Raw genomic sequence first — 21,596 nt, 5'->3', positions numbered from 1 at the left:
CTAAAAATGAAAGACATGAATATACGGATCAAAAACAAATTATATATTGTGCTGATAGGTCTATCGCTCACATTGTGGTCATGTAACGATTATGAGGATGTTCCTGTGGAAAAACTCACTCTCGAATATGTATTTTCTTCTACAGACTCATTGGGAGTAAATGCGAAGAAATATTTGAATGACGTTTATAGTGTTTTACGATATGGGCATAATGCCATCGAGGGAGACTATCTTGATGCTGCATCCGATGATGCTATTACGTCATCTTTTTCCGAAAATCAGATATACCAGTTGCAAATAGGGCGTTACTCGGCTTTTACTCGTCTTGCTGATATGGGATGGGCTAACTATTACAGAGGTATTCGTCGGGCAAATACATTTATCAACAATATAGATGTGGTACCTTTCCTACAAACATATAATAACCATGTAGCAACAAATGTACCATTAAACAGAGCCCTAAAGGCAGAAGCACGTTTTCTAAAAGCTTATTATTATTTCGAACTAGTAAAACGCTATGGAGGTGTGCCTTTGGTTGGTGATATACCATACGAATTGGGCGAACCGATGGAGTTGCCGAGAAATACGTTTGATGAGTGCATCGAATATATTGTAAGCGAACTTGATAATGTTAAGGATAGTTTACGTTCAGTTCCTATTGCCAATATTGGAGCCGATGGTCATGTGGTAACGGCAGGAGCAGCTATGGCTCTCAAGGCAAGGGTACTGTTGTATGCGGCTAGTCCATTATTTAACGAAGCTCCGGTTCAGGCTGCTAATCCATACGTAGGTTATGATACATATGATCCGGCTCGTTGGGCTAGAGCTGCGGAGGCTGCAGAAGATTTTATCAACGATTGGGGGCCTTCAGGACGTTATGGCGGATATGGGTTGATGGATAATTTCAAAGATGTGTTCCTTAATTATTACGGACCGGTAACAAACGAAGTCATCTTCCATGTGCAAGGAGCCCTTGATAAGCGAGATGTGGAGCAGAATAATGGACCTGTAGGATTTTCAAGCAATGCTAAAGGAAACGGTCGTACCAGTCCTACTCAAAATCTGGTGGACGCTTTCCCTATGAAAGATGGGAAACCAATAGGACAAAGTACTAAATACGTTTATTCTGAGCAGTGGATGTATGACAATCGTGATCCTCGCCTCGATTATACTGTGTTGCATAATGGCTCTCAGTGGCTGAGTACAACATTGCATACATATATCGGAGGGCGAAGCAATCCGACCGGATCAACCGATGCTACAACCAAAACGAGTTATTACCTGCGTAAATTTATGGGAAATTATGAGGATAAAACAGAATATACAGGGCTTCTTCGCAACTGGGTATTATTCCGTTATGCCGAAATACTTCTCAATTATGCCGAAGCAAAGAATGAATATGACCTTGCATCTTCAAAAACTACAGTTGATGCCAAAGTAATCGAATACATAAGGAGTATAAGAAAAAGAGCCGGTATTGATGGCGATGATGGTACTTATGGTATATCCGACAATGTAACTTGTTTGGAGATGAGAGAAATTATTCGTAACGAAAGAAGAATTGAAATGGCATTTGAAGAACACCGCTTTTATGATATTCGCCGTTGGAAAATAGCTGAAGATATATTTAATCAACCACTCAAAGGATTGGCCTTGGTGATGAAGGCAGGAAATATACTGACAGAACATATTAATGTTCTTGATGCTAAATTCGATCCTAAAAGGTATTTATATCCGATACCATATAGCGAAGTAAACAAAAACAGTAATATGGTTCAAAACCCGGGCTGGTAACAAAGCCGTGTTTATCAATTCTTAATACATAAATTGATATGAAAAGACTGACTTTATTATTTATAAGTATACAAATCTTTGCTTTTGCTTTTGGTCAACAACAGTTCCAATTGAAAGGTAAAGTATCATCAACAGACGGGGAGCTTTTGACAGGTGTTAGTGTTACTGTTGATGGAACAACAAATGGTACGATGACCGATGTAGACGGTAATTATATATTAACCGTGAAATCAGGTGATCAGGTATCGTTCTCTTTTATCGGATTCGCAAAAAGAGTAGTTAAGATAACGAATCAAAAGGTCGTTGATATCGTACTCGAATCAGATCAGAAAACTTTGGACGAAGTAGTGGTAGTTGGTTATGGTAAAGTAAAGAAAATTACGCTCACCGGATCGGTAAGTGCCGTGTCGGCTGACGAAATACGTGCCGTGCCAACATCGAGTGTGCAAAATGCTTTGACCGGTAAATTACCCGGCTTCTTTTCGCAGCAACGTTCCGGACAGCCGGGGAAAGATGCTTCTGACTTTTTTATCCGTGGAGCCAGCTCATTAAACTCGGATGGAAATCGTCCGTTGATTATTGTGGATGATGTACAATATACTTACGATCAGCTACAACAGATCAATGTAAATGAGATAGAGAGTATTTCTGTTCTGAAAGATGCTTCTACTACAGCTATTTACGGTATCAAAGGAGCCAATGGCGTTTTGGTTGTCAAAACCCGTCGGGGTGAAGAAGGACGTCCGCATATAAATGTACGAGCAGAGGGTGGATTAACCATGCCTATTCGTAAACCTAAATTCTTGAACGCATATCAGGCAGCATCATTGACGAATGAAGCTTTCGAAAACGATGGGCTTGGAAACAGTAAGCCTTTTACAGATGCCGATCTTGAACACTTCAGATTGGGAGACGATCCATACGGGCATCCGGATGTAGATTGGTATAAAACAATATTCAAAGATGTTGCAACACAGCAAAATGTGAATATGGATATTTCGGGAGGTTCAAAAAGGTTACGATACTTTGTTACAGGAGGTTTCTTTTCTCAAAACGGTTTAACCCGTAATTTCAAAGATCCGAAAGAAGAAGTGAACACCGATTATTTTTATCGCAGGTTTAACTTTCGTAGCAATCTTGACTTCGATGTTACTTCTACGACAAAAGTGCGGTTAGATATGTCATCACGGTTTATGAATATTAATGAACCGAATAGTCTGAACGCGGTGGGTGAAATCTATAATTTCCGCAAAATGACTCCGTTCTCAGCTCCTTTTATGAATCCGAATGGAACATATGCTTATCATAATTACTTCTTGACCGACAGTAAAGATCCTACATTGAATGCACGTCTGGCAAATGAAGGTTATACTCGGACTAGGCGCTTCGACTCAAATATACTGTTTGATATTTCACAAGATCTGAGTTTCATAACTAAAGGACTTTCTACAATGGCTCGCGTGGCATATTCGAGTATAGATGAGAACTACAGGGCTATGAGGAGAGATAGTAAGATGTATCCTACTTACCACTATAACAGTGCGACAGATACTTATACGATCAATCCGACAGCCAATTCGTATGCTTATGAAAATTATATACTCAATGCCGGAACAAACAAAGCCATTAGAAATTTGAATATACAGGCCTTTGTTAATTACGAACGTACCTTTAACGAAGATCATACAATTAAAGGGATGATATTATACAATAGGGAAAGTAGTACTACAGACAAAAATGGACTTGCTAGTGCCGAAGTGCCTGCAAAGTTTCAGGGATATACAGGACAGATCAACTATAATTATAAGAACCGGTATATGTTTGACTTTAATACGGCTTACAACGGAACTGACCGTTTTGGTCAAAACAATCGTTTCGGCTTCTTCCCTGCTGTTGCTTTGGGGTGGAATATTGGAGAAGAACCTTTTTTCCAGAAAAGATTTAACGATAAAATTGATATGTTGAAGATAAGAACTTCTTACGGACTTGTGGGATCTGATATAACACCCGGTAACCGTTATTTATACAAGCAAGTATATGAGCCGGGATATGGTTATTCCTTTGGAGAAACTCCGGTTGGAGTGGCATCATACAGAGAAGGTTCTTTAGGAAATGAATATGTAACATGGGAAAAAGCTCGTAAATTTGACGTAGGTATAGATGCCAGTATGTTCCGTAACAAATTATCATTTACAATAGATTATTTTTATGATTACCGTTACGACCAGTTAGTAGAAAGAAGCGACGTTTCGTTGCTGCTGGGTATAGGTTTGCCTCGTACAAATGTAGGAGAAACGACAAATCACGGTTTTGATGGACAAATCTCATACAATGATAAGTTTGGCGATTTTAATTTCTCTACCAACTTTGTATTCTCTTATGCGAAGAATAAGGTAAAATATAAAGCTGAGGCTCAGCAGAGATATTCATGGCTGTCGGAGACCGGTAAGCCTATTGGGCAACCATTCGGCTATACATGGGTAGGATATTATACACCGAGCGATATCTCAGAAATCAATGCAGGCAATCCGAATAAGATCCCTGTACCGAATATCCCTGTATCGGCCGGAGACCTTAAATATGCAGACTTGAATGATGATGGTATCATCGACGACTTTGACAAGGGAGCTATTGGCAAGCCTAACTTACCTACTACTACATTGGGTTGGACTATAGGCGGATCATACAAAGGATTCTCTATCAGTCTATTGTTTCAAGGATCATTCGATTACAGTTTCAGCGTAGTAGGAACAGGTATTGAATCTTTCAAGAGCCAGTTTCAGCCAATCCACGAGAAACGTTGGACTGCCGAAAAATATGAGAACGGAGGAGATATCCAATTCCCTCGTTTAACAACCAATCTTTCTACTATTAGTAGTAGTGAGGCGTATATGTCTAATTTCTGGTTGGTAAATGCATGGTATATTCGTCTCAAAACAATCGATTTAGGTTATGAATTACCAAAAAGTGTATTGCCTAAAGGAATACAAAGCACACGCTTTTATGTGAATGCGTATAATATGTTCACTAAAACAAATTATGATAAATATCAGCAAGACCCCGAAATACAAACAAACTCGGCCGGTGATGCTTATATGAATCAACGTGTTATCAATTTTGGTGTTTTGATGTCCTTTTAGGGATGGGTATCAAAAGAATAGCTTTTAGTATAAGCCGGGCTAAATAGTATTTTGATACTATAAGAAGCGAAGTTCTTGTCTCTCTTATTAATGGTTGGGAGTAGGCTAAAAAGAATCTTCGCTTCTCTCGGCGCTAAAAGGTAAATATTCAGTCTTGATTCGTTTTACTTATAAATACAATATAATATGAAAGTACGGAAAGCCTTATTTATTGCCGCTGCGCTATTGCAAACAATATCTATAGGAGCGCAATTAAAAGATTTGGTACAGTATGTGAATACACTACAGGGAACCGATTCTCATTTCGGTCTTAGTTATGGCAATACATATGCCACCACTGCTATGCCTTATGCGATGCATACGTGGTCGGCGCAGACCGGGGCCAATGGAGAAGGATGGAAGTACCAGTATTCTGTAGATAAAATACGTGGATTCCAACAGGCGCATCAGTGTAGCCCGTGGGTAAGCGATTATGCGGTATATTCATTTATGCCGATGGAAGGTGCATTGGAGGTGAATCAGGAAAAAAGAGCCTCGAAGTTTAGCCATAGTAATGAAATAGCCAAACCTCACTATTACAAAGTTACGTTGGATAATGGTATTACTACCGAGATGGCGCCAACCACACGAGGTGTACACCTCCGATTCTCATTTCCCGGAAACGGTGATGCTTATCTTGTACTTGATGGTTATACCGATATGAGTGAGGTTAAGATAGATCCGCAAAAAAGACAGATAACCGGCTGGGTAAATAATCAACGTTTTGTAAATCATGCTGAGAATTTCCGTAGTTATTTTGTCGTTCAATTCGATAAGCCTTTCGAAGCTTATGGAACATGGGAAAATCAGAATGATAAGACATTTCCTGCGGAAATTTACCGCCAAGGAAAAGGATCAGGTGCATATCTAAAGTTCAAAAAAGGAGCAAAGGTGCAGGCGAAAGCAGCTTCGTCTTACATCAGTCGACAACAAGCTATACTTACATTAAATAGGGAATTAGGAAGCGATAAGAACCTTGAACAGACAAAAGCTCGAGGAGCAGAAACTTGGAACAAATTATTAAACAGAGTAATTGTTGAAGGAGGAACCGACGAACAGATCAAGACATTTTACTCCTGTCTTTTCCGTGCAAACCTTTTTTCACGCAAATTTTACGAGCGTAATGAAAATAATGAGCCATACTATTACAGCCCTTACGATGGCAAGATATACAACGGCTATATGTATACCGACAATGGATTTTGGGATACTTTCCGCACTCAGTTCCCTCTGACCAATATCCTTCATCCTACCATGCAGGGGCGGTATATGAATGCTTTGCTTGATGCTCAAGATCAATGTGGTTGGTTACCATCGTGGTCGCAACCGGGAGAAACAGGTGGTATGATCGGCAATCATGCAATCTCGCTTCTTGTTGATGCATGGGCAAAAGGCATTCGCACTTTTGATCCTGATCGTGCGCTAAAAGCTTATGCGCATGAGGCAATGAATAAAGGCCCATGGGGAGGAGCTAACGGTCGTATTTTTTGGAAAGAATATTTTCAGTTGGGATATGTGCCTTATCCGGAGTCGTCGGGATCTACAGCACAAACATTGGAATATGCCTATGATGACTGGTGTGGGTATGAATTGGCACGAATGACAGGAAATAAATTCTATATGGATGTTTTTGAAAGACAGATGTACAACTATCGGAATGTCTTTGATCCTACAGTTGGTTTTATGAGAGGTAAAGACAAAGATGGTAAGTGGCAAGAACCATTCGATCCTTTTGTTTGGGGTGGTCCTTACTGCGAAGGGAATGCATGGCATTATACTTGGTCTGTTTTTCACGATGTGCAGGGACTGATCGACTTGTTTGGCGGTGCAGAAAATATGGTCTCGAAAATGGATTCGGTATTTACTGTACCTAATATTATAAAACCCGGTACATACGGTGGCATTATCCACGAAATGAAAGAGATGGAACTTGCAGGCATGGGACAATATGCACAAGGTAATCAGCCTATTCAGCATATGATCTATATGTATTCGTATGCAGGACAACCTTGGAAAACCCAATACTGGGCTCGCCAAATTATGGATAGACTATATAATTCTACAGAAAAAGGTTATCCGGGTGATGAGGATCAAGGAGGTATGGCTTCGTGGTATGTACTGAGCGCCCTTGGTATCTATTCTGTTTGTCCGGGTACGGATGAATATGTATTGGGTAGTCCGCTATTCAAAAAAGCTACAATTACGATGGAAGACGGAAAGAAGTTTGTTATAGAAGCAAATAATAACAATAAGGATAATATATATATCCAATCCGTTAAGCTCAATGGCAATTCGTTAAATAAGAATTACATTACTTACAAAGATATCGTAAATGGAGGAACTATTGAATATAGAATGGGAAGCCAGCCGAATAAAGGAAGAGGAATTACAAAAGACGCTGCTCCATTTTCCCTGTCTACAAACTAAACAGATATAAATCCAAATAATGAATAGAAATACGATAATATTAATTTTTGCTTGTTTTTTTATATTCAGTCAGCTTTTAAATGCTCAGGAGACTAAAATATCTCTTAATAGCGATGCGAATATTATTAATTGGAAGATTAAAGCTGAAGCTGAGGTTCAGGATCGCAAGCAAATGATGGCATCGGATTATGATGTCTCGAGTTGGGTTTCAGCAGTTGTTCCCGGAACTGTTTTCGGTTCGTATGTGGAAGCCGGCTTGGAGAAAGATCCCAATTTCGGGGATAATATCTACAAGGTAGATAAACCAAAATATGATAGAAATTTCTGGTATCGAGGCGAATTTGATACGCCAGTTTTGTCGGAAGGAGAACATTTGTGGCTCAATTTTGAAGGCATAAATAGGAAAGGTGAAATTTTTCTGAATGGGCATCGATTAGGTTTTCTCGATGGTTTTATGAACAGGGGGAAATTTGATATTACGGACTATTTGAATAAGAATGGAAAAAATGTGTTGGCTGTATTGGCTCATTGGGTAGGCTTGCCTGTTCCTAATTATGCGAGTCCAACTTATATTTCCAGTGCCAGCTGGGATTGGATGCCTTACGTACCAGGATTGCTGAGTGGTATTACTGATGATGTATTTCTAACAAGTTCGGGAGCTGTTACTATCGTAGATCCTTGGATTAGAACTAAAGTTCCGGACAACGATAAGGCCTTTTTGAAATTGCAGATTGAATTAAGTAATCATACGACAACAGAATGTACAGGGCTGTTGAAAGGCGTTATTCAACCCGGAAATATTGAATTTTCGAAAGAAATAGTTCTTGGTGCAGGTCAACAGAAACCATTTATATTCGATGCTAAGGATTTTAAACAATTAGAAATTAATAACCCTAAATTATGGTGGCCCAATGGATATGGCGAACCAAACTTGTATACATGTGATTTGACATATAGCATAAACGGAAAAGAATCAGACAGTAAAAGGATAACGTTCGGAATTAAAGAATACAGCTATGAGAAAGTAGACGATGTTTTTCGTATAAAAATAAATGGAGAACCTCTCTATATAAAAGGCGGAAACTGGGGCATGAGCGAATACATGCTGCGTTGCCGGGGTGAAGAGTATGACCTGAAAGTAAAACTTCATCAGGAGATGAATTATAATATGATCCGTAACTGGATAGGATCGGTAACCGATGAAGAATTTTATGAGGCATGTGATAAGTACGGCATCATGGTCTGGGATGATTTCTGGTTAAACTCTCATCCCAATCTGCCGGATGATGTACAGGCGTTTAATAATAATGCAATAGAGAAAATCAAACGATTACGAAATCATCCTTCTATTGCCGTATGGTGTGGCGATAATGAAGGAACACCACTTCCTCCGCTGAATGAATGGTTAGCAGGAAATGTGAAATATTTTGATGGCGGTGATCGCTGGTATCAGCCTATTTCCAATAATGATGGATTATCCGGTAGCGGGCCATGGGCAAATGCTCATCCAAGCTGGTATTTTACTAAATATCCTATGATGTTTGGATTTAAAGGAAAAGCAAGCTGGGGTTTCCGTACAGAGATAGGTACGGCAGTCTTCACTACATTCGAAAGTTTTAAGAAATTTATCCCTAAAGAATCCTGGTGGCCTCGTAACGAAATGTGGGATTTGCATTTCTTTGGATCTAAAGCAGCTAATGCCGCTCCTGACAAGTATTTTAACACTGTAGCTGAAAATTACGGAATGCCTAAGGGGATAGAAGACTTTTGTCGTAAAGCCCAATTACTCAATATGGAATCCAATAAAGCGATGTACGAAGGATGGCAACATCATATGTGGAATGATGCTACAGGAATAATGACGTGGATGAGCCAATCTGCATATCCTTCTTTTGTCTGGCAAACCTATGACTATTACTACGATCTTACAGGAGCATATTGGGGCATAAAAAAAGCATGTGAGCCTATTCATATACAATGGAGCTATGCCGATAATTCAGTAAAGGTTATAAATGCAACATTGAGCGATAAGGATAACCTTACCGCAAAGGCTACTATCTATAATCTGGATGGTAAAGAGATGTCTAGATATACTCAAATAAAGAAAATAGATGCGAAAGCGAATCAGACTACACATTCTTTTTATATGGATTTCACGAATGATAATATGGCCTACAATAAAAATGTGGTTGCGTCCTCCGTTTCGCATGATGCCGGAGATGCAAGCGCTGTAGCTGATGGAAGTGATGGTAGCCGTTGGGCGAGTAATTATACAGATAATGAATGGATATATGTTGATTTCGGAGAACCAAAAGAAGTAGGAAATATTACATTGAAATGGGAGAATGCTCATGCAAAATCTTACAAAATTCAGGTATCAGACGATGCTGCTAATTGGAAAGATATATATGAAGACAATAATTCTAAAGGCGGAAATGAAGAGATTAAAATTAAACCTGTAGTGACCCGTTATGTAAAGGTAGCAGGATTAAAGCGTGCGACCGAATGGGGATATTCTCTTTACGAAATTGAATTGTATGGCAAGAAGAAAGTAAAAACAGATCTTTCTCCTGTTCATTTTCTCAAATTGCAATTGACAGATGATAATGGAAATATACTTTCCGATAATTTTTATTGGAGATCAAACGTTTTGGGAGACTATACGGCATTAAATAAATTAGGTAAAGCAAAATTGAATGTTGCTTCACACATAGAGACAAAAGGGAATAAAAAGGTTATAAAAGCTACTATAAAAAATACAGGCTCATCTGTTGCTTTTGCTATACATGTGCAACCGTACAGAACTTCTGACGGCGAACGTATTTTGCCTATTATAATGAATGATAATTATTTTACCCTCAGACAAGGGGAAAGTAAGAATTTAGAAATAGAATTTGGAGCCTCACTTTTACCTGAAAATGTCTATAAACTGGAAGTAATTCCATATAATAATAAATAAACTGTATGAAAAATAGACTGTTGCTCTTATCCTTCTTTCTTATTATACCCTTTATTGTAAACTCTCAAACGACAGGAATAGATTATGCAAGTAGGGTGAACACCCTTATCGGAAACAAAGGTGTGGGGTTGGCATCCGGATATATGTATCCCGGAGCAACTTCCCCTTTTGGAATGGTGCAATTTACCCCAACTTATTTTTCCAAGCAATCCGGTTTTGTTATTAATCAATTAAGCGGTGGTGGATGCGAACACATGGGAAATTTCCCTACTTTTCCGGTAAAAGGAAAGTTGCGAATGTCACCTGATGATATTATCAGCTATAGGATAAACCTATCAGAAGAGAAAGGATATGCCGGTTATTATCAAGCTAAGGTGCAGGATGATATTAAGGCCGAACTTACTGTGACCGAGAGAACAGGAATGGCTCGTTATGAATACCAGTCGAATGAAAGCTTTGGTACTATTATAATAGGGGCAGGAGTGGCTGCTACAAATACAGAAAACGCAACAGTTGTAATTACCGGTGCGAATACTTGCGAAGGATATGCCCAAGGAGGTACTTTTTGTGGATATCCAACACCTTATAAAGTTTACTTTGTAGCCGAATTTGATACGAATGCTATTGAGGTAGGAACATGGAAAGATGATAAAATAAGAGAGAAGTCTGTTTTTGCAGAAGGTAAGAACTCAGGAGTATTCTTCACTTTCGATGTGAGTAAGAATAAAGTGATACAATATAAAATAGGTGTTTCGTATGTATCGGTTGAGAATGCAAGAGAAAATCTAAGGACTGAGAATTCAGCATGGAATTTTGATGCCATTAAGAATCAGGCCGAAACAAAATGGAATAAATATTTGGGTAAGATAGAAGTTGAGGGTACAAACCCCGAGCGCATTACTCAGTTTTACACGCATCTATATAGAGCTCTTATTCATCCCAATGTATGTAGTGATGCAAATGGAGAATATATGGGTGCTGACTTTAAGGTACATAAAAGTAAATCGAAGCATTATACATCTTTTAGCAACTGGGATACATACCGTACTCAGATACAGTTGCTTGCTGTGCTCGATCCCGATGTGGCATCCGATGTTGTGATTTCTCACCAGTTGTTTGCCGAACAAACAGGTGGCGAAGGTTTTCCCCGTTGGGTGATGGCAAATGTGGAAACCGGTATCATGCAAGGTGACCCTAGTCCTATACTAATTTCGAATGCTTGGGCTTTTGGTGCAAGGAATTATAACCCGAAGCCTATTTTTAAAATAATGCAGCATGGAGCAGAGGTTTCGGGCTCTATGTCTCAGAAGGTAAAAGTGCGTCCCGGATTGAAACAGTATCTTGATAAAGGATACTATAATGCATCGGAGCAACTGGAGTATACTTCTGCTGATTTTGCTATAGCCCGGTTTGCTCTATATGCCTGTGGTGATGAGTTTGCCAGTTGGCGGTATTTCCATTTTGCCGGTTCGTGGAAAAATCTATATAATCCTGCAACAGGGTGGTTGCAATCACGTAATGCAGACGGTTCGTGGAAGTCATTAGGGGATGATTTCCGTGAGTCTACATATAAAAACTATTTTTGGATGGTCCCGTATGATCTTGGTGGACTCGTAGAGTTGATAGGAGGGAAAACGAATGCTGTAGCTCGTCTCGATGATTTGTTTAGACGATTGGATGCAGGCTATAATGATGATTGGTTTGCTTCGGGCAACGAACCGAGTTTTCATATTCCTTGGATATACAACTGGGCCGGACGCCCTGACAAAACCCAGAAAGTAGTAAACCGTATTTTGAATGAGCAATACTTCAATCAGATAGATGGACTTCCCGGTAATGATGATTTGGGAACGATGGGGGCATGGTATGTTTTTGCATGTATAGGATTGTATCCGGAAATCCCAGGTGTTGGGGGCTTTTCAATTAATACGCCGATTTTTAAATCGATAAAAGTACACCTCAGAAAAGGAGATTTATTGATAAAAGGTGGTTCAGAAAAAGATATTTATATTCGTTCTTTGAACTTCGATGGTAAACCTTATGATAATACATGGATAAATTGGGATGATATATCTAACGGAGGTACACTTGAATATTCTACTTCGGATAAGCCCAATTTGCAATGGGGGACTAAGGTAGACGCTCCTTCGTTTCCATAGAGATTTGAGTCGTATATAGCGAAAAATAAGGTGACAGAGACCTTCGTATTGACTAAATATGATTGTAACTTTATTTCTTTTTATTTATCTATATAGTGCAGATAATAAGAGTTTTATGCTTAAAGGAAATAACAGTTTAAATATATGCTTTAAATCTGTCACTTTTGTCACCTTTTGGGGGTTATATGTTTGATTATGATGTTGATGTGTGCTTTTGGATGGTGTCACTTTTTAAGCGTATGTAAATCTCATATTTTTGATTCATGCAAATAGAAAAATAATTAAAATATAAATCAATGAAAAACAGTATTTTTAAAGTAATTCTCTTTGTAGCAGTGATTACATTGATCTCTTGTAAAGAGAAAAAATTTTCGGAAAAGGTTGTGGCGTTTCCTGATTGGGCATGGACTGATTTTCAGCGTCCTGAAGGTATTAATCCGATTATCTCACCTGATAGTACAACCCGTTTTTATTGTCCGATAACAAAAGACTCTGTTGATTGGGAATCGAATGATACCTTCAATCCCGCAGCAACTATCTACGATGGTAAAATAGTAGTACTTTACCGTGCAGAAGATAAGTCGGGGCAGAGAATAGGTGGACGTACATCCCGCTTAGGATATGCTTGGTCAGAAGATGGGCTTCATTTTCAACGAAAGTCTACACCTGTATTCTACCCTGACAATGATAGCCAAAAAGAGCTAGAGTGGCCCGGTGGTTGTGAAGATCCGCGTTTGGCAATGACTGAAGATGGTATGTATGTTATGTTTTATACGCAATGGAATAGAAAACAAGCTCGTTTAGCGGTGGCTACTACCCGAGATTTACATACATGGGAGAAACATGGACCGGTATTTACAAAAGCTTATAATGGGAGATTTAAAGATGATTTTTCGAAATCAGCATCAATTGTTACCAAACTAGTAAGCGGAAAACAGGTGATTGCTAAAATTGATGGAAAATATTGGATGTACTGGGGCGAGAAATTTGTAAATGTAGCAACATCTGAAGACCTGATAAACTGGACTCCTTTATTAACTGAAAGCGGAGATTTTCTGAAAGTAATAGAGACTCGTAAAGGAAAGTTCGATAGCTCGCTTACCGAATGTGGTCCACCGGCTGTAATGACAGACAAGGGAATCTTATTGCTATATAATGGTAAGAATGCAACAGGGATTGAAGGTGATACCTTGTATACTGCAAATTCTTATTGCGCAGGGCAAGCTTTATTTGATTCGAAAGATCCCACTAAGCTACTCGGGCAACTGGATAAGCCTTTCTATACACCCCAAGCCGATTTTGAAAAAAGCGGACAATATCCTGCCGGAACGGTGTTTATTGAAGGGTTAGTGTTTTATGGTAAAAAATGGTATTTATACTATGGATGTGCCGATTCGCGCGTGGCTGTAGCTGTATATGATCCCGAAAAGGAAAAAGAATAAATATTTTAATCATGGGAAAATCATACTATCATATTTTTTTGATAATTATATCGATGCTTATACACCCGATCTGTAATGCCCGCTCTTTGATAGGTATTACAGACCTGAGGTGTGAGAATCTGATAAATCCGAATGCTATAGATAATGTAAATCCTCATTTTAGTTGGAAGATAGTATATTCCAAAGGACAAATGCAACAACGGTTTTACGAAATACAAGTAGCATCGGACAGTATTGCTCTTTTGAATAATAAAGCTAATTTGTGGAATCAGGGAAAAGTGCGTTCCTCCTCGTCGGTAATGGTCTCTTATAATGGACGTCCTTTATCATCAAGATTGTTATGCTATTGGCGGGTTCGTATATGGAATGATAAAGGTGAGGTTTCTGATTGGAGCGGTATTGCAGGGTTTGGAATCGGAATAGTGGGTAATGATAAAATGCAAGGCAGCTATATCGGCTTGCCTGTGGGTGTAGGAAACACACAAACCCCTTTGTTAAGGAAAAAGTTCAGAATTGAGAATACAGGGACTTCGTTTTTACATATCAATTCATTAGGCTATCACGAAGTATATATCAATGGAACGAAAGTAAGTGATGATGTCCTTTCTCCCGCAGTTTCGCAATTGAATAAAAGATCACTTATTGTAACATACGATGTAAGCAACTATTTGAAGAAAGGAGAAAACGAATTGGTTATCTGGCTTGGTAGCGGCTGGTATAAGAAGACAACATTCGGCACCGATCATGATGGCCCGCTTGTAAAGGCTCAGTTGGATATTTTATATAACAAAAACTGGAATACCATATTGACTACAAATTCTTCGTGGCTAGGTTCTCAGAGTGGATATATGGATACAGGTACATGGCAAGCCTTACAATTCAAAGGCGAACGTCTGGATCGTAAACTTATTCCGATTGATTTATCACCAAGTACGCTCAATCGTATGACATGGTCTAAGGTAGTAGAAGTCGATTTGCCAGGACACAAGGCTTCGCCCGAAATGACTCAGCCAAACAAAATACAAGAAATATTCATACCTAAAAATATAAAGCAGCTGGGTGATAGTACATGGCTTGTGGATATGGGAAAAGCTTTGAACGGTTGGTTTGAAATTCATTTTCCAAAATTACCTGAAGGGCATGAAATTCTACTCGAATATACTGATTTTTTGGATAAAGGTGGCAATTTTCTAGATCAGGGACAAAGTGATATTTATATCGCTGCCGGTGAGGGTAAAGAAGTGTTCAAAAATAAATTTAATCATCATGCTTTTCAGTATGTAAGAGTTTCGCATTTGAGGGAAAAACCTGTAAAAGAAGATATAAAGGCATGTCTTATACATACCGACTATCGAGACAGGTCATCTTTTGAATGCTCCGATCCCGACCTGAATGCGATTCATAATATGATTAAATACACGATGCGTTGCCTTACTTTCTCTGGTTATATGGTGGATTGTCCCCATTTAGAGCGAGCCGGATATGGCGGGGACGGTAATTCGTCGTTGGAGACACTTCAAACAATGTATGATGTATCGCCTCTGTTTATGAACTGGCTGCAAGCTTGGGATGACTCTATGCGCGAAGGTGGAAGTCTGCCCCATGTTGCCCCTAATCCCGGAGCGGGTGGAGGTGGCCCGTATTGGTGTGGATTTTTTATCGTTGCACCGTGGAGAATTTACGTCAACTATAATGATTCCAGACTAATAGAGCAATATTACCCTGCGATGAAGGAATGGTTGAAATATGTAGAAAAATATACAGTAGATGGTCTACTGAAGCGTTGGCCGGATACACCTTACCGCGATTGGTTTTTAGGCGATTGGCTAGCTCCGATAGGTGTCGATTCGGGGTCGGAATTATCTATAAATCTCGTGAACAATTGTTTTGTAAGTGATTGCTTCGGTATAATGGAAAAAATAGCCACAGTGCTGAATAAACGTGATGAAGCAAAAGATTTTGCTCAGCGAAAAGTCATTTTAGATCAGCTACTGCATAAAACGTTTTTTAATGCTGATAAGAACATGTACTCTACAGGTTCACAGCTCGATATGTCGTATCCAATGCTTGTAGGAGTAACGCCTTCGGACGTTTATGATAAAGTGAAAGATCAACTGTTCAGAGAAACAAAAGAGAAATACAATGATCATATAGCAGTAGGATTGGTGGGTGTTTCTATTCTGACCAGATGGGCTATAGAAAACAAATCGGCAGACTTTATGTATTCCATGTTGAAAAAGCGTGACTACCCGGGCTATCTGCATATGATAGATAATGGAGCTTCTACCACATGGGAATACTGGAGCGGTGAGAGAAGCCGTATTCATAATTGTTATAACGCTATAGGTTCTTGGTTCTATCAGGCATTGGGCGGTATTCGTACTGATGAGAAAAATCCGGGTTACAAGCATGTATATATTGAACCTCAGATTCCTGAAGGTGTTACGTGGGCAAAAACATCAGTAGACTCACCGTATGGAAAAGTATCGGTTGATTGGTGGCTGGAAGGTGCTGTGTTGAAAATAAATGTTGCACTTCCTGTAGGATGCAGCGCAACGGTTATCGTACCAGCTAATGCTCATAAGAGTAAAGTAAATGGGCGTGATTTGGATAAAACAAAATCTTCTATTGAGATTGGAAATGGCGTGTCTGAACTAACCTTTTCTTTGATTTAGATTACGAATAAATACTTGTTAAGTTATTGTATAAGAGTTTATTTTGCTGTAAATAAAATTGTTGAGTTCAGAAGAAAACCTCAGTATACTTTATTGAGCTATACTGAGGTTTTACTTATAAAGGGGCTTTTATCTAGTGATCATGATCATGGTCATCATCTTCTCCGTCGTGACTTAATACAATATTACGTGCAACATACGATTCGTTTCCAGCGGCGTCTGTACAATATACCATCAAGTGATAATTACCAGGGGTTGCATTTTCCGGTATGATTATTTCATGATGATGTATTTTTGCTGTTTTTTGTCCGGCTACACTCCATGTTTTCTGAAAAGCAAATGCGGTAGTACCATCTTCGGCTTTTAACGATTTTGTATGGTTATGACCATCGAAGTTGTTATGTATCTCTACTTTATAGGAAGATAACATTTCATTGTCGGATAATTCCATGTCGAAATGAATATCTGATCCAATCTTTAATACAGCACCTTCTGCCGGAGCAGTTAGATTGATCGCAGGTGGAGTTGTATCTCCATCGTTATCATTACTACAAGAAGTAAATGATATAGATGTTATTATACTAATAATTGATAGGAATAGAATTTTAATAATTGTTCTCATTTTAATTTACTTTTAAAAGGTATTTTAATTGATAATTGAAAGTTGCGACCCGGTTCTGGAATCTCAACTTTTCTGTAAAAACTTAAGTGGTTATAATATTTAGTATTCAATAGATTCCGAAGTGATAAACTGATATCTATCATTGTGTTATATATCGGTATATTTATATTTCCTCCGAGATTAATTAAATTGGTTCCTGATGTTGTACTTTCGTTCTTTGACACTCTATTTTGATTGGCAATGCTATACAATTCAGCATGTATTTGGAATTGATTCTTTTTCCATGTTATTGTATTTCGCATAGATGCCGGCGGCGAGAAACTTAAAGGAGTATTTTCATCAAGATTGTAAGTATATACGTACTCACCTGTGAAAGAATACTCCAGATGTGGAAGCAAGTTTATACTGAAAGATATCTCAGTTCCTGCAAAAATAGCTTCAGCACCAGTATATCGGTATATCTGTCCCGCATGAGGAAGTACAGACCATTCGCCTGTTGGTTTCAGAAAAATGTAATTGCTAAACCAGCTAAAGAATGGAGTGAAGGAAAAAGAAATGCTCTTGTTTTCATACAAGTAAGATGCATCCAGCTGCCATCCTCTTTCCGAATTAAGAGATGGATCTCCTTGTTCGTGCCTGAACGTACCATGATGTACTCCATTTGCTGCTAATTCGTTTGCCCCGGGAAGCCGAAAGCTATGTCCTATATTTGCTTTTATAAGATGATATATATTCGGATTCCATATAATACCGAGCGATCCCGAAAAGTCTCCAAAGTTGCGGTTTACAGCATAGCTACGCCACTTATATTGCTTTATCAGTTCGTTGTCATATCCCATTTCTTGCAGATATGTTTCTAGGTAAGGATCACTATATGCTGATATGTCTACATTTCCATGATCATAGCGAATACCTCCAGTAAAGCTAAGCTGCTGTGATGGCCGCCATGTAGCAATACCAAATACTCCACCTATAAATCTATTGTATCTGGGTAAGAGAAATGAATATCCAGATATACGATTTTGTTGATATTGAATATCAAGTCCGGCATTATATTCCCATGTGGCTGAAGCTATTGTTTTCAGCTTAATAGAAGAACTATATGTATCGAGAGTGAAAGCCAATTCTTTATCCGGATCTTTGTTGGGAGGTGCTTGTGTTCCATAATGAGTATGGAATTTACTCCACTCTTCCCTGTGATTCTTCTGATATCCAACGTCCCAATATCCAATGAGTTTATCCCATACATATTGCTGTCGTGATGTTATTTTCAAATGATTCACTTTGCTATATGGCAATTCAATATTACGGTCATCTCCATCGTCCTGTACACGGGATATGTCAGGTATACCATGTGCTCCCGGAAAAAATCCTGTTTTTTGGTAAGCATTACTTATCGAATAATTTGAATAATACTTTCTGCTACGGTATTCGGTATATGAACTTATATTACGCTCAATACCGGCTGTGTTTTTTAACTTTCGGTTGTATATTGGAATTTTCTGAGTAAGATAAACAATTGTATCTGTCGGTATGCGATAATCTCCAAAACGCTGTTCGGAATATCGCAACTTTGTATACCATGCATTTTTTTTCAGACCTAATAATACAGAACCGCCGGATGTTTCATTTACACTTTTGCCTAGTACCACAGCTTCACCAAAAATCTGATTGTCGAAGGGTGGGGGATCTTGTGTTATTTCCACTACGCCTCCCATTGCATCGCTTCCATAGAGGAGTGAGGATGGCCCTTTGCGGACAGTGACTCGTTCGATATTAAACGCATCAATTTCAAATCCGTGATCGCTGCCCCATTGTTGGCCTTCCTGTTTTATTCCGTTTTCGGTTACAGAAATACGATTGAATCCCATTCCTCGTATCATGGGTTTGGAAAATCCGGAGCCGATATCCATAGAACGCACTCCCGGTATATACTCAAGCGCTTGTATAAGATTGCCTGTAAAGTGATTTCTTAAAAAATCCTTTTCTACTACTTCTACCGACAGAGCCGAGTTAAGTTTACTTGATGTCTTATAAGATGTTGCAGTTATAGTAATACTTTCTAACTCTACCTGTTTGATAGAATCTGTTTCTTGACTATACAAGGGCAATACAAATACGAGCAAGAGCATAATCCGAATTATTCGGATATACATATAAGTATTTGTTTTTATTAAAATAATTTACGAATAAAGTTGGGATAGAATTATCCCGGAGGAAAATGTGTTTTTAATAGAGGGTGGTGCTCGTAGATAATTGAGTTGAGGTATAGAATTATATCCATTCTCCAGATATAAGTAGTATATCCGGTTAGTATATACTACTTGTATTGTATCTGAAATACAAAAACTAGCTTCAGTAAATAAAGATAAAGTCTGTTTACAAACCTGACATGTATTGCTATTATGTTGCGGTTTATGTTTATCGTTAGCATGTGAACAATGCTCTTCATCGCACTCATATTTATAAATATGAACACCCTTAACTATAAGCGGAGTTATGAATATAGCCGCTAATAGCCATGCCAAGATAATTTTATTTACTTTATATTGTCTCACACCGAATATGAATTTTGACTAGGAGATTGCAAAGATATAAATTTTATTTAAATGCAACATTGTTTCAATATTTATATTTTATCAATTTGTGTAATGCCTGATTTTGTGGTACTTTTGTTTAGCTATAAAGATTGATAATATGAATGCAATAGATTTACTCAGAAGTAAGGGTTTAAAGAAAACAGCTCAGCGAGTTATGCTGATTAATATCTTGCAAAAGAAGAGTATTTCTTTAACCGAGGGTGATATAAAGATGGAGATGGGAGATCTTTACGATCGCATAACTTTTTATCGCACAGTACAAACATTATTGGAGACTGAAATTATACATAAAATTACAGTTGATAACATAACAAAATATGTACTCAATGATGTTCATCTTTCAGGCAATAAAAAAGATCATGCTCATTTTTATTGTAAAAGTTGTCATTCTATAACTTGTCTCGATAATATATCTTTAAAAAAGTATAACTTACCGGAAGGATTTAAATCTGACGAATGTGAGATATTAATAAAAGGGAGTTGTAATAAATGTAGTGAGCCTCTATAATTAGGTTCTTTCTTGGTATCTTGATTTCTCCAATTTAACTGTTTTGAGTAGATTTTCTTTTAACCTTCTCCCATATTCCGCTATTACTTCTTTTCTTTAAATAAGAATATGCCTTTATGACATTTAAGTTCATAAAAAGAAAATAATATGGAATAAACAGCACCTTATTTTTTATCTCCTTTTTAGCAAGTGTGTATCCTACAAAACCTAATAAGTAGAAAATAACTTGTAATATTAATAATATAGCAGGCAATGTACATGTAGGGTAGGTTTGTATGCAAAGTAATACATTAAGAGGTAATAGAGCAAAAAGAGCCAAAGGTGTTATGGTCCATCTCAACACGCGATGGGATATGTACTGAAAACTTAAAACTCCATACTTGAATATATTAAGTAGAGGACGTAATCTCCAAACTGCTTGTAGTCCTCCTGCTGCAATTCTTACTTTTCTTTTTTCTTCTTCTATCATCGAATCGGAGCTATATTCCATTGCATATGCTTCGGAACAATACGCTATGCGATAACCTTTTTCTGCTGTTTTTAGAGACAAGACGAAATCATCAAGAATTGTATCATTTGGAATATATGCAAATAAATCACGTCTTATCGCAAATAACTCGCCCGCAGCACCAACTACAGAGTATAGGCGAGAGTCTAAACTTTTTAATACAGATTCGTAACGCCAATAAAAACCTTCGCCACTAGACGAAGCGTTATCTTTTGATTCTATGTTTACTCTTTTTTCTCCTGTAACACAACCTACTTTACTGTCTGCAAATAGCGATACTATTTCGTTTATACTTTGAGTGTTTAGTATAGCATTTGCATCTGTAAATATAACAATAGGAGTATCTATGTAAGACATGCTTCTGTTTATGGCAGCAGTTTTTCCTTCACGTTCAGGTTTATGCAAGACTCTTATATTAGGATACGACTTTAGCATTTCTACTGTACTGTCTGTACTGCCATCAGTAACCCAGACAACGTGGAGCTTTTCCTTTGGATAATCTAATGACTCTATATTGGCCATTTTTTCTACCACAACATTTTCTTCGTTATAAGCTGCAATCAGCAAGGTCACATCGAGTAACTCTACATCTTGCAATTTATTCTTGCTTTGTGGTTTAAAAATTTCTTTGATTTTAACTAGAAACCAAATTAAGATGCCATACCCTAAGTAAGTATAGAAGATGATGAATACAAATAGGCAGAATATAATAATTAAAATCAT

General features: G+C 38.1%; 11 protein-coding genes. 8 read left to right on the top strand and 3 right to left on the bottom strand.

Translation table 11 applies throughout. The annotated features are described in order from the left end of the window. Positions 1–15: 15 nt before the first annotated feature. The 7 genes from BGO84_RS01815 (at position 16) to BGO84_RS01785 (ending at position 16,635) form a co-directional block, all read left to right on the top strand. A complete protein-coding gene (locus BGO84_RS01815) occupies positions 16–1,794 on the top strand; it encodes a RagB/SusD family nutrient uptake outer membrane protein (RefSeq protein WP_291027123.1) in 1,779 nt (592 codons plus the stop codon). 38 nt (positions 1,795–1,832) lie between these two features. After that, positions 1,833–4,934, top strand: a complete 3,102-nt coding sequence (locus BGO84_RS01810; protein ID WP_291027121.1) for a TonB-dependent receptor — start codon at positions 1,833–1,835, stop codon at positions 4,932–4,934. A 186-nt stretch (positions 4,935–5,120) separates the two neighbouring features. After that, positions 5,121–7,400 (top strand): GH92 family glycosyl hydrolase, encoded by a 2,280-nt coding sequence (locus BGO84_RS01805; RefSeq protein WP_291027119.1) that lies wholly within the window; start codon positions 5,121–5,123, stop codon positions 7,398–7,400. Positions 7,401–7,419: 19 nt separating this feature from the next. Beyond that, positions 7,420–10,359 carry a discoidin domain-containing protein gene (locus BGO84_RS01800; RefSeq protein ID WP_291027117.1) on the top strand — a complete coding sequence of 980 codons (2,940 nt, stop codon included), beginning with the start codon at positions 7,420–7,422 and terminating at the stop codon, positions 10,357–10,359. Between the two features lie 5 nt (positions 10,360–10,364). Continuing rightward, positions 10,365–12,518 (top strand): GH92 family glycosyl hydrolase, encoded by a 2,154-nt coding sequence (locus BGO84_RS01795; protein ID WP_291027115.1) that lies wholly within the window; start codon positions 10,365–10,367, stop codon positions 12,516–12,518. Between the two features lie 296 nt (positions 12,519–12,814). After that, positions 12,815–13,960, top strand: a complete 1,146-nt coding sequence (locus BGO84_RS01790; protein ID WP_291027113.1) for a glycoside hydrolase family 130 protein — start codon at positions 12,815–12,817, stop codon at positions 13,958–13,960. Between the two features lie 53 nt (positions 13,961–14,013). Continuing rightward, positions 14,014–16,635, top strand: coding sequence for an alpha-L-rhamnosidase (locus tag BGO84_RS01785; protein WP_291027157.1), 2,622 nt, complete (start codon positions 14,014–14,016; stop codon positions 16,633–16,635). A gap of 133 nt (positions 16,636–16,768) precedes the next feature. Here BGO84_RS01785 and BGO84_RS01780 read toward each other — a convergent pair whose 3' ends face one another. Further along, positions 16,769–17,257 carry a DUF4625 domain-containing protein gene (locus BGO84_RS01780; protein ID WP_006843580.1) on the bottom strand — a complete coding sequence of 163 codons (489 nt, stop codon included), beginning with the start codon at positions 17,255–17,257 and terminating at the stop codon, positions 16,769–16,771. Then, positions 17,254–19,413, bottom strand: coding sequence for a TonB-dependent receptor (locus tag BGO84_RS01775; RefSeq protein WP_291027111.1), 2,160 nt, complete (start codon positions 19,411–19,413; stop codon positions 17,254–17,256). The genes BGO84_RS01780 and BGO84_RS01775 overlap by 4 nt, the downstream gene beginning before the upstream one ends. A 541-nt stretch (positions 19,414–19,954) precedes the next feature. Here BGO84_RS01775 and BGO84_RS01770 point away from each other — a divergent pair. Further along, a complete protein-coding gene (locus tag BGO84_RS01770) occupies positions 19,955–20,365 on the top strand; it encodes a transcriptional repressor (protein WP_291027110.1) in 411 nt (136 codons plus the stop codon). Between the two features lie 34 nt (positions 20,366–20,399). On the opposite strand, the gene BGO84_RS01765 is transcribed toward BGO84_RS01770, so the two are convergent. Further along, a complete protein-coding gene (locus BGO84_RS01765; RefSeq protein ID WP_291027108.1) occupies positions 20,400–21,596 on the bottom strand; it encodes a glycosyltransferase family 2 protein in 1,197 nt (398 codons plus the stop codon).

Source organism: Dysgonomonas sp. 37-18 (assembly GCF_001899125.1).
Lineage (GTDB): Bacteria > Bacteroidota > Bacteroidia > Bacteroidales > Dysgonomonadaceae > Dysgonomonas.
The sequence above is the reverse complement of the archived record's forward strand: the minus strand, read 5'-3'. Positions and strand labels throughout refer to the sequence as shown.

Bases quoted from the DNA above. Each gene is read 5' to 3' on its own strand.
- BGO84_RS01815 (WP_291027123.1), top strand. From the start codon at position 16: ATGAATATACGGATCAAAAACAAATTATATATTGTGCTGATAGGTCTA.
- BGO84_RS01810 (WP_291027121.1), top strand. From the start codon at position 1,833: ATGAAAAGACTGACTTTATTATTTATAAGTATACAAATCTTTGCTTTT.
- BGO84_RS01805 (WP_291027119.1), top strand. From the start codon at position 5,121: ATGAAAGTACGGAAAGCCTTATTTATTGCCGCTGCGCTATTGCAAACA.
- BGO84_RS01800 (WP_291027117.1), top strand. From the start codon at position 7,420: ATGAATAGAAATACGATAATATTAATTTTTGCTTGTTTTTTTATATTC.
- BGO84_RS01795 (WP_291027115.1), top strand. From the start codon at position 10,365: ATGAAAAATAGACTGTTGCTCTTATCCTTCTTTCTTATTATACCCTTT.
- BGO84_RS01790 (WP_291027113.1), top strand. From the start codon at position 12,815: ATGAAAAACAGTATTTTTAAAGTAATTCTCTTTGTAGCAGTGATTACA.
- BGO84_RS01785 (WP_291027157.1), top strand. From the start codon at position 14,014: ATGCTTATACACCCGATCTGTAATGCCCGCTCTTTGATAGGTATTACA.
- BGO84_RS01780 (WP_006843580.1), bottom strand. From the start codon at position 17,257: ATGAGAACAATTATTAAAATTCTATTCCTATCAATTATTAGTATAATA.
- BGO84_RS01775 (WP_291027111.1), bottom strand. From the start codon at position 19,413: ATGTATATCCGAATAATTCGGATTATGCTCTTGCTCGTATTTGTATTG.
- BGO84_RS01770 (WP_291027110.1), top strand. From the start codon at position 19,955: ATGAATGCAATAGATTTACTCAGAAGTAAGGGTTTAAAGAAAACAGCT.
- BGO84_RS01765 (WP_291027108.1), bottom strand. From the start codon at position 21,596: ATGATTTTAATTATTATATTCTGCCTATTTGTATTCATCATCTTCTAT.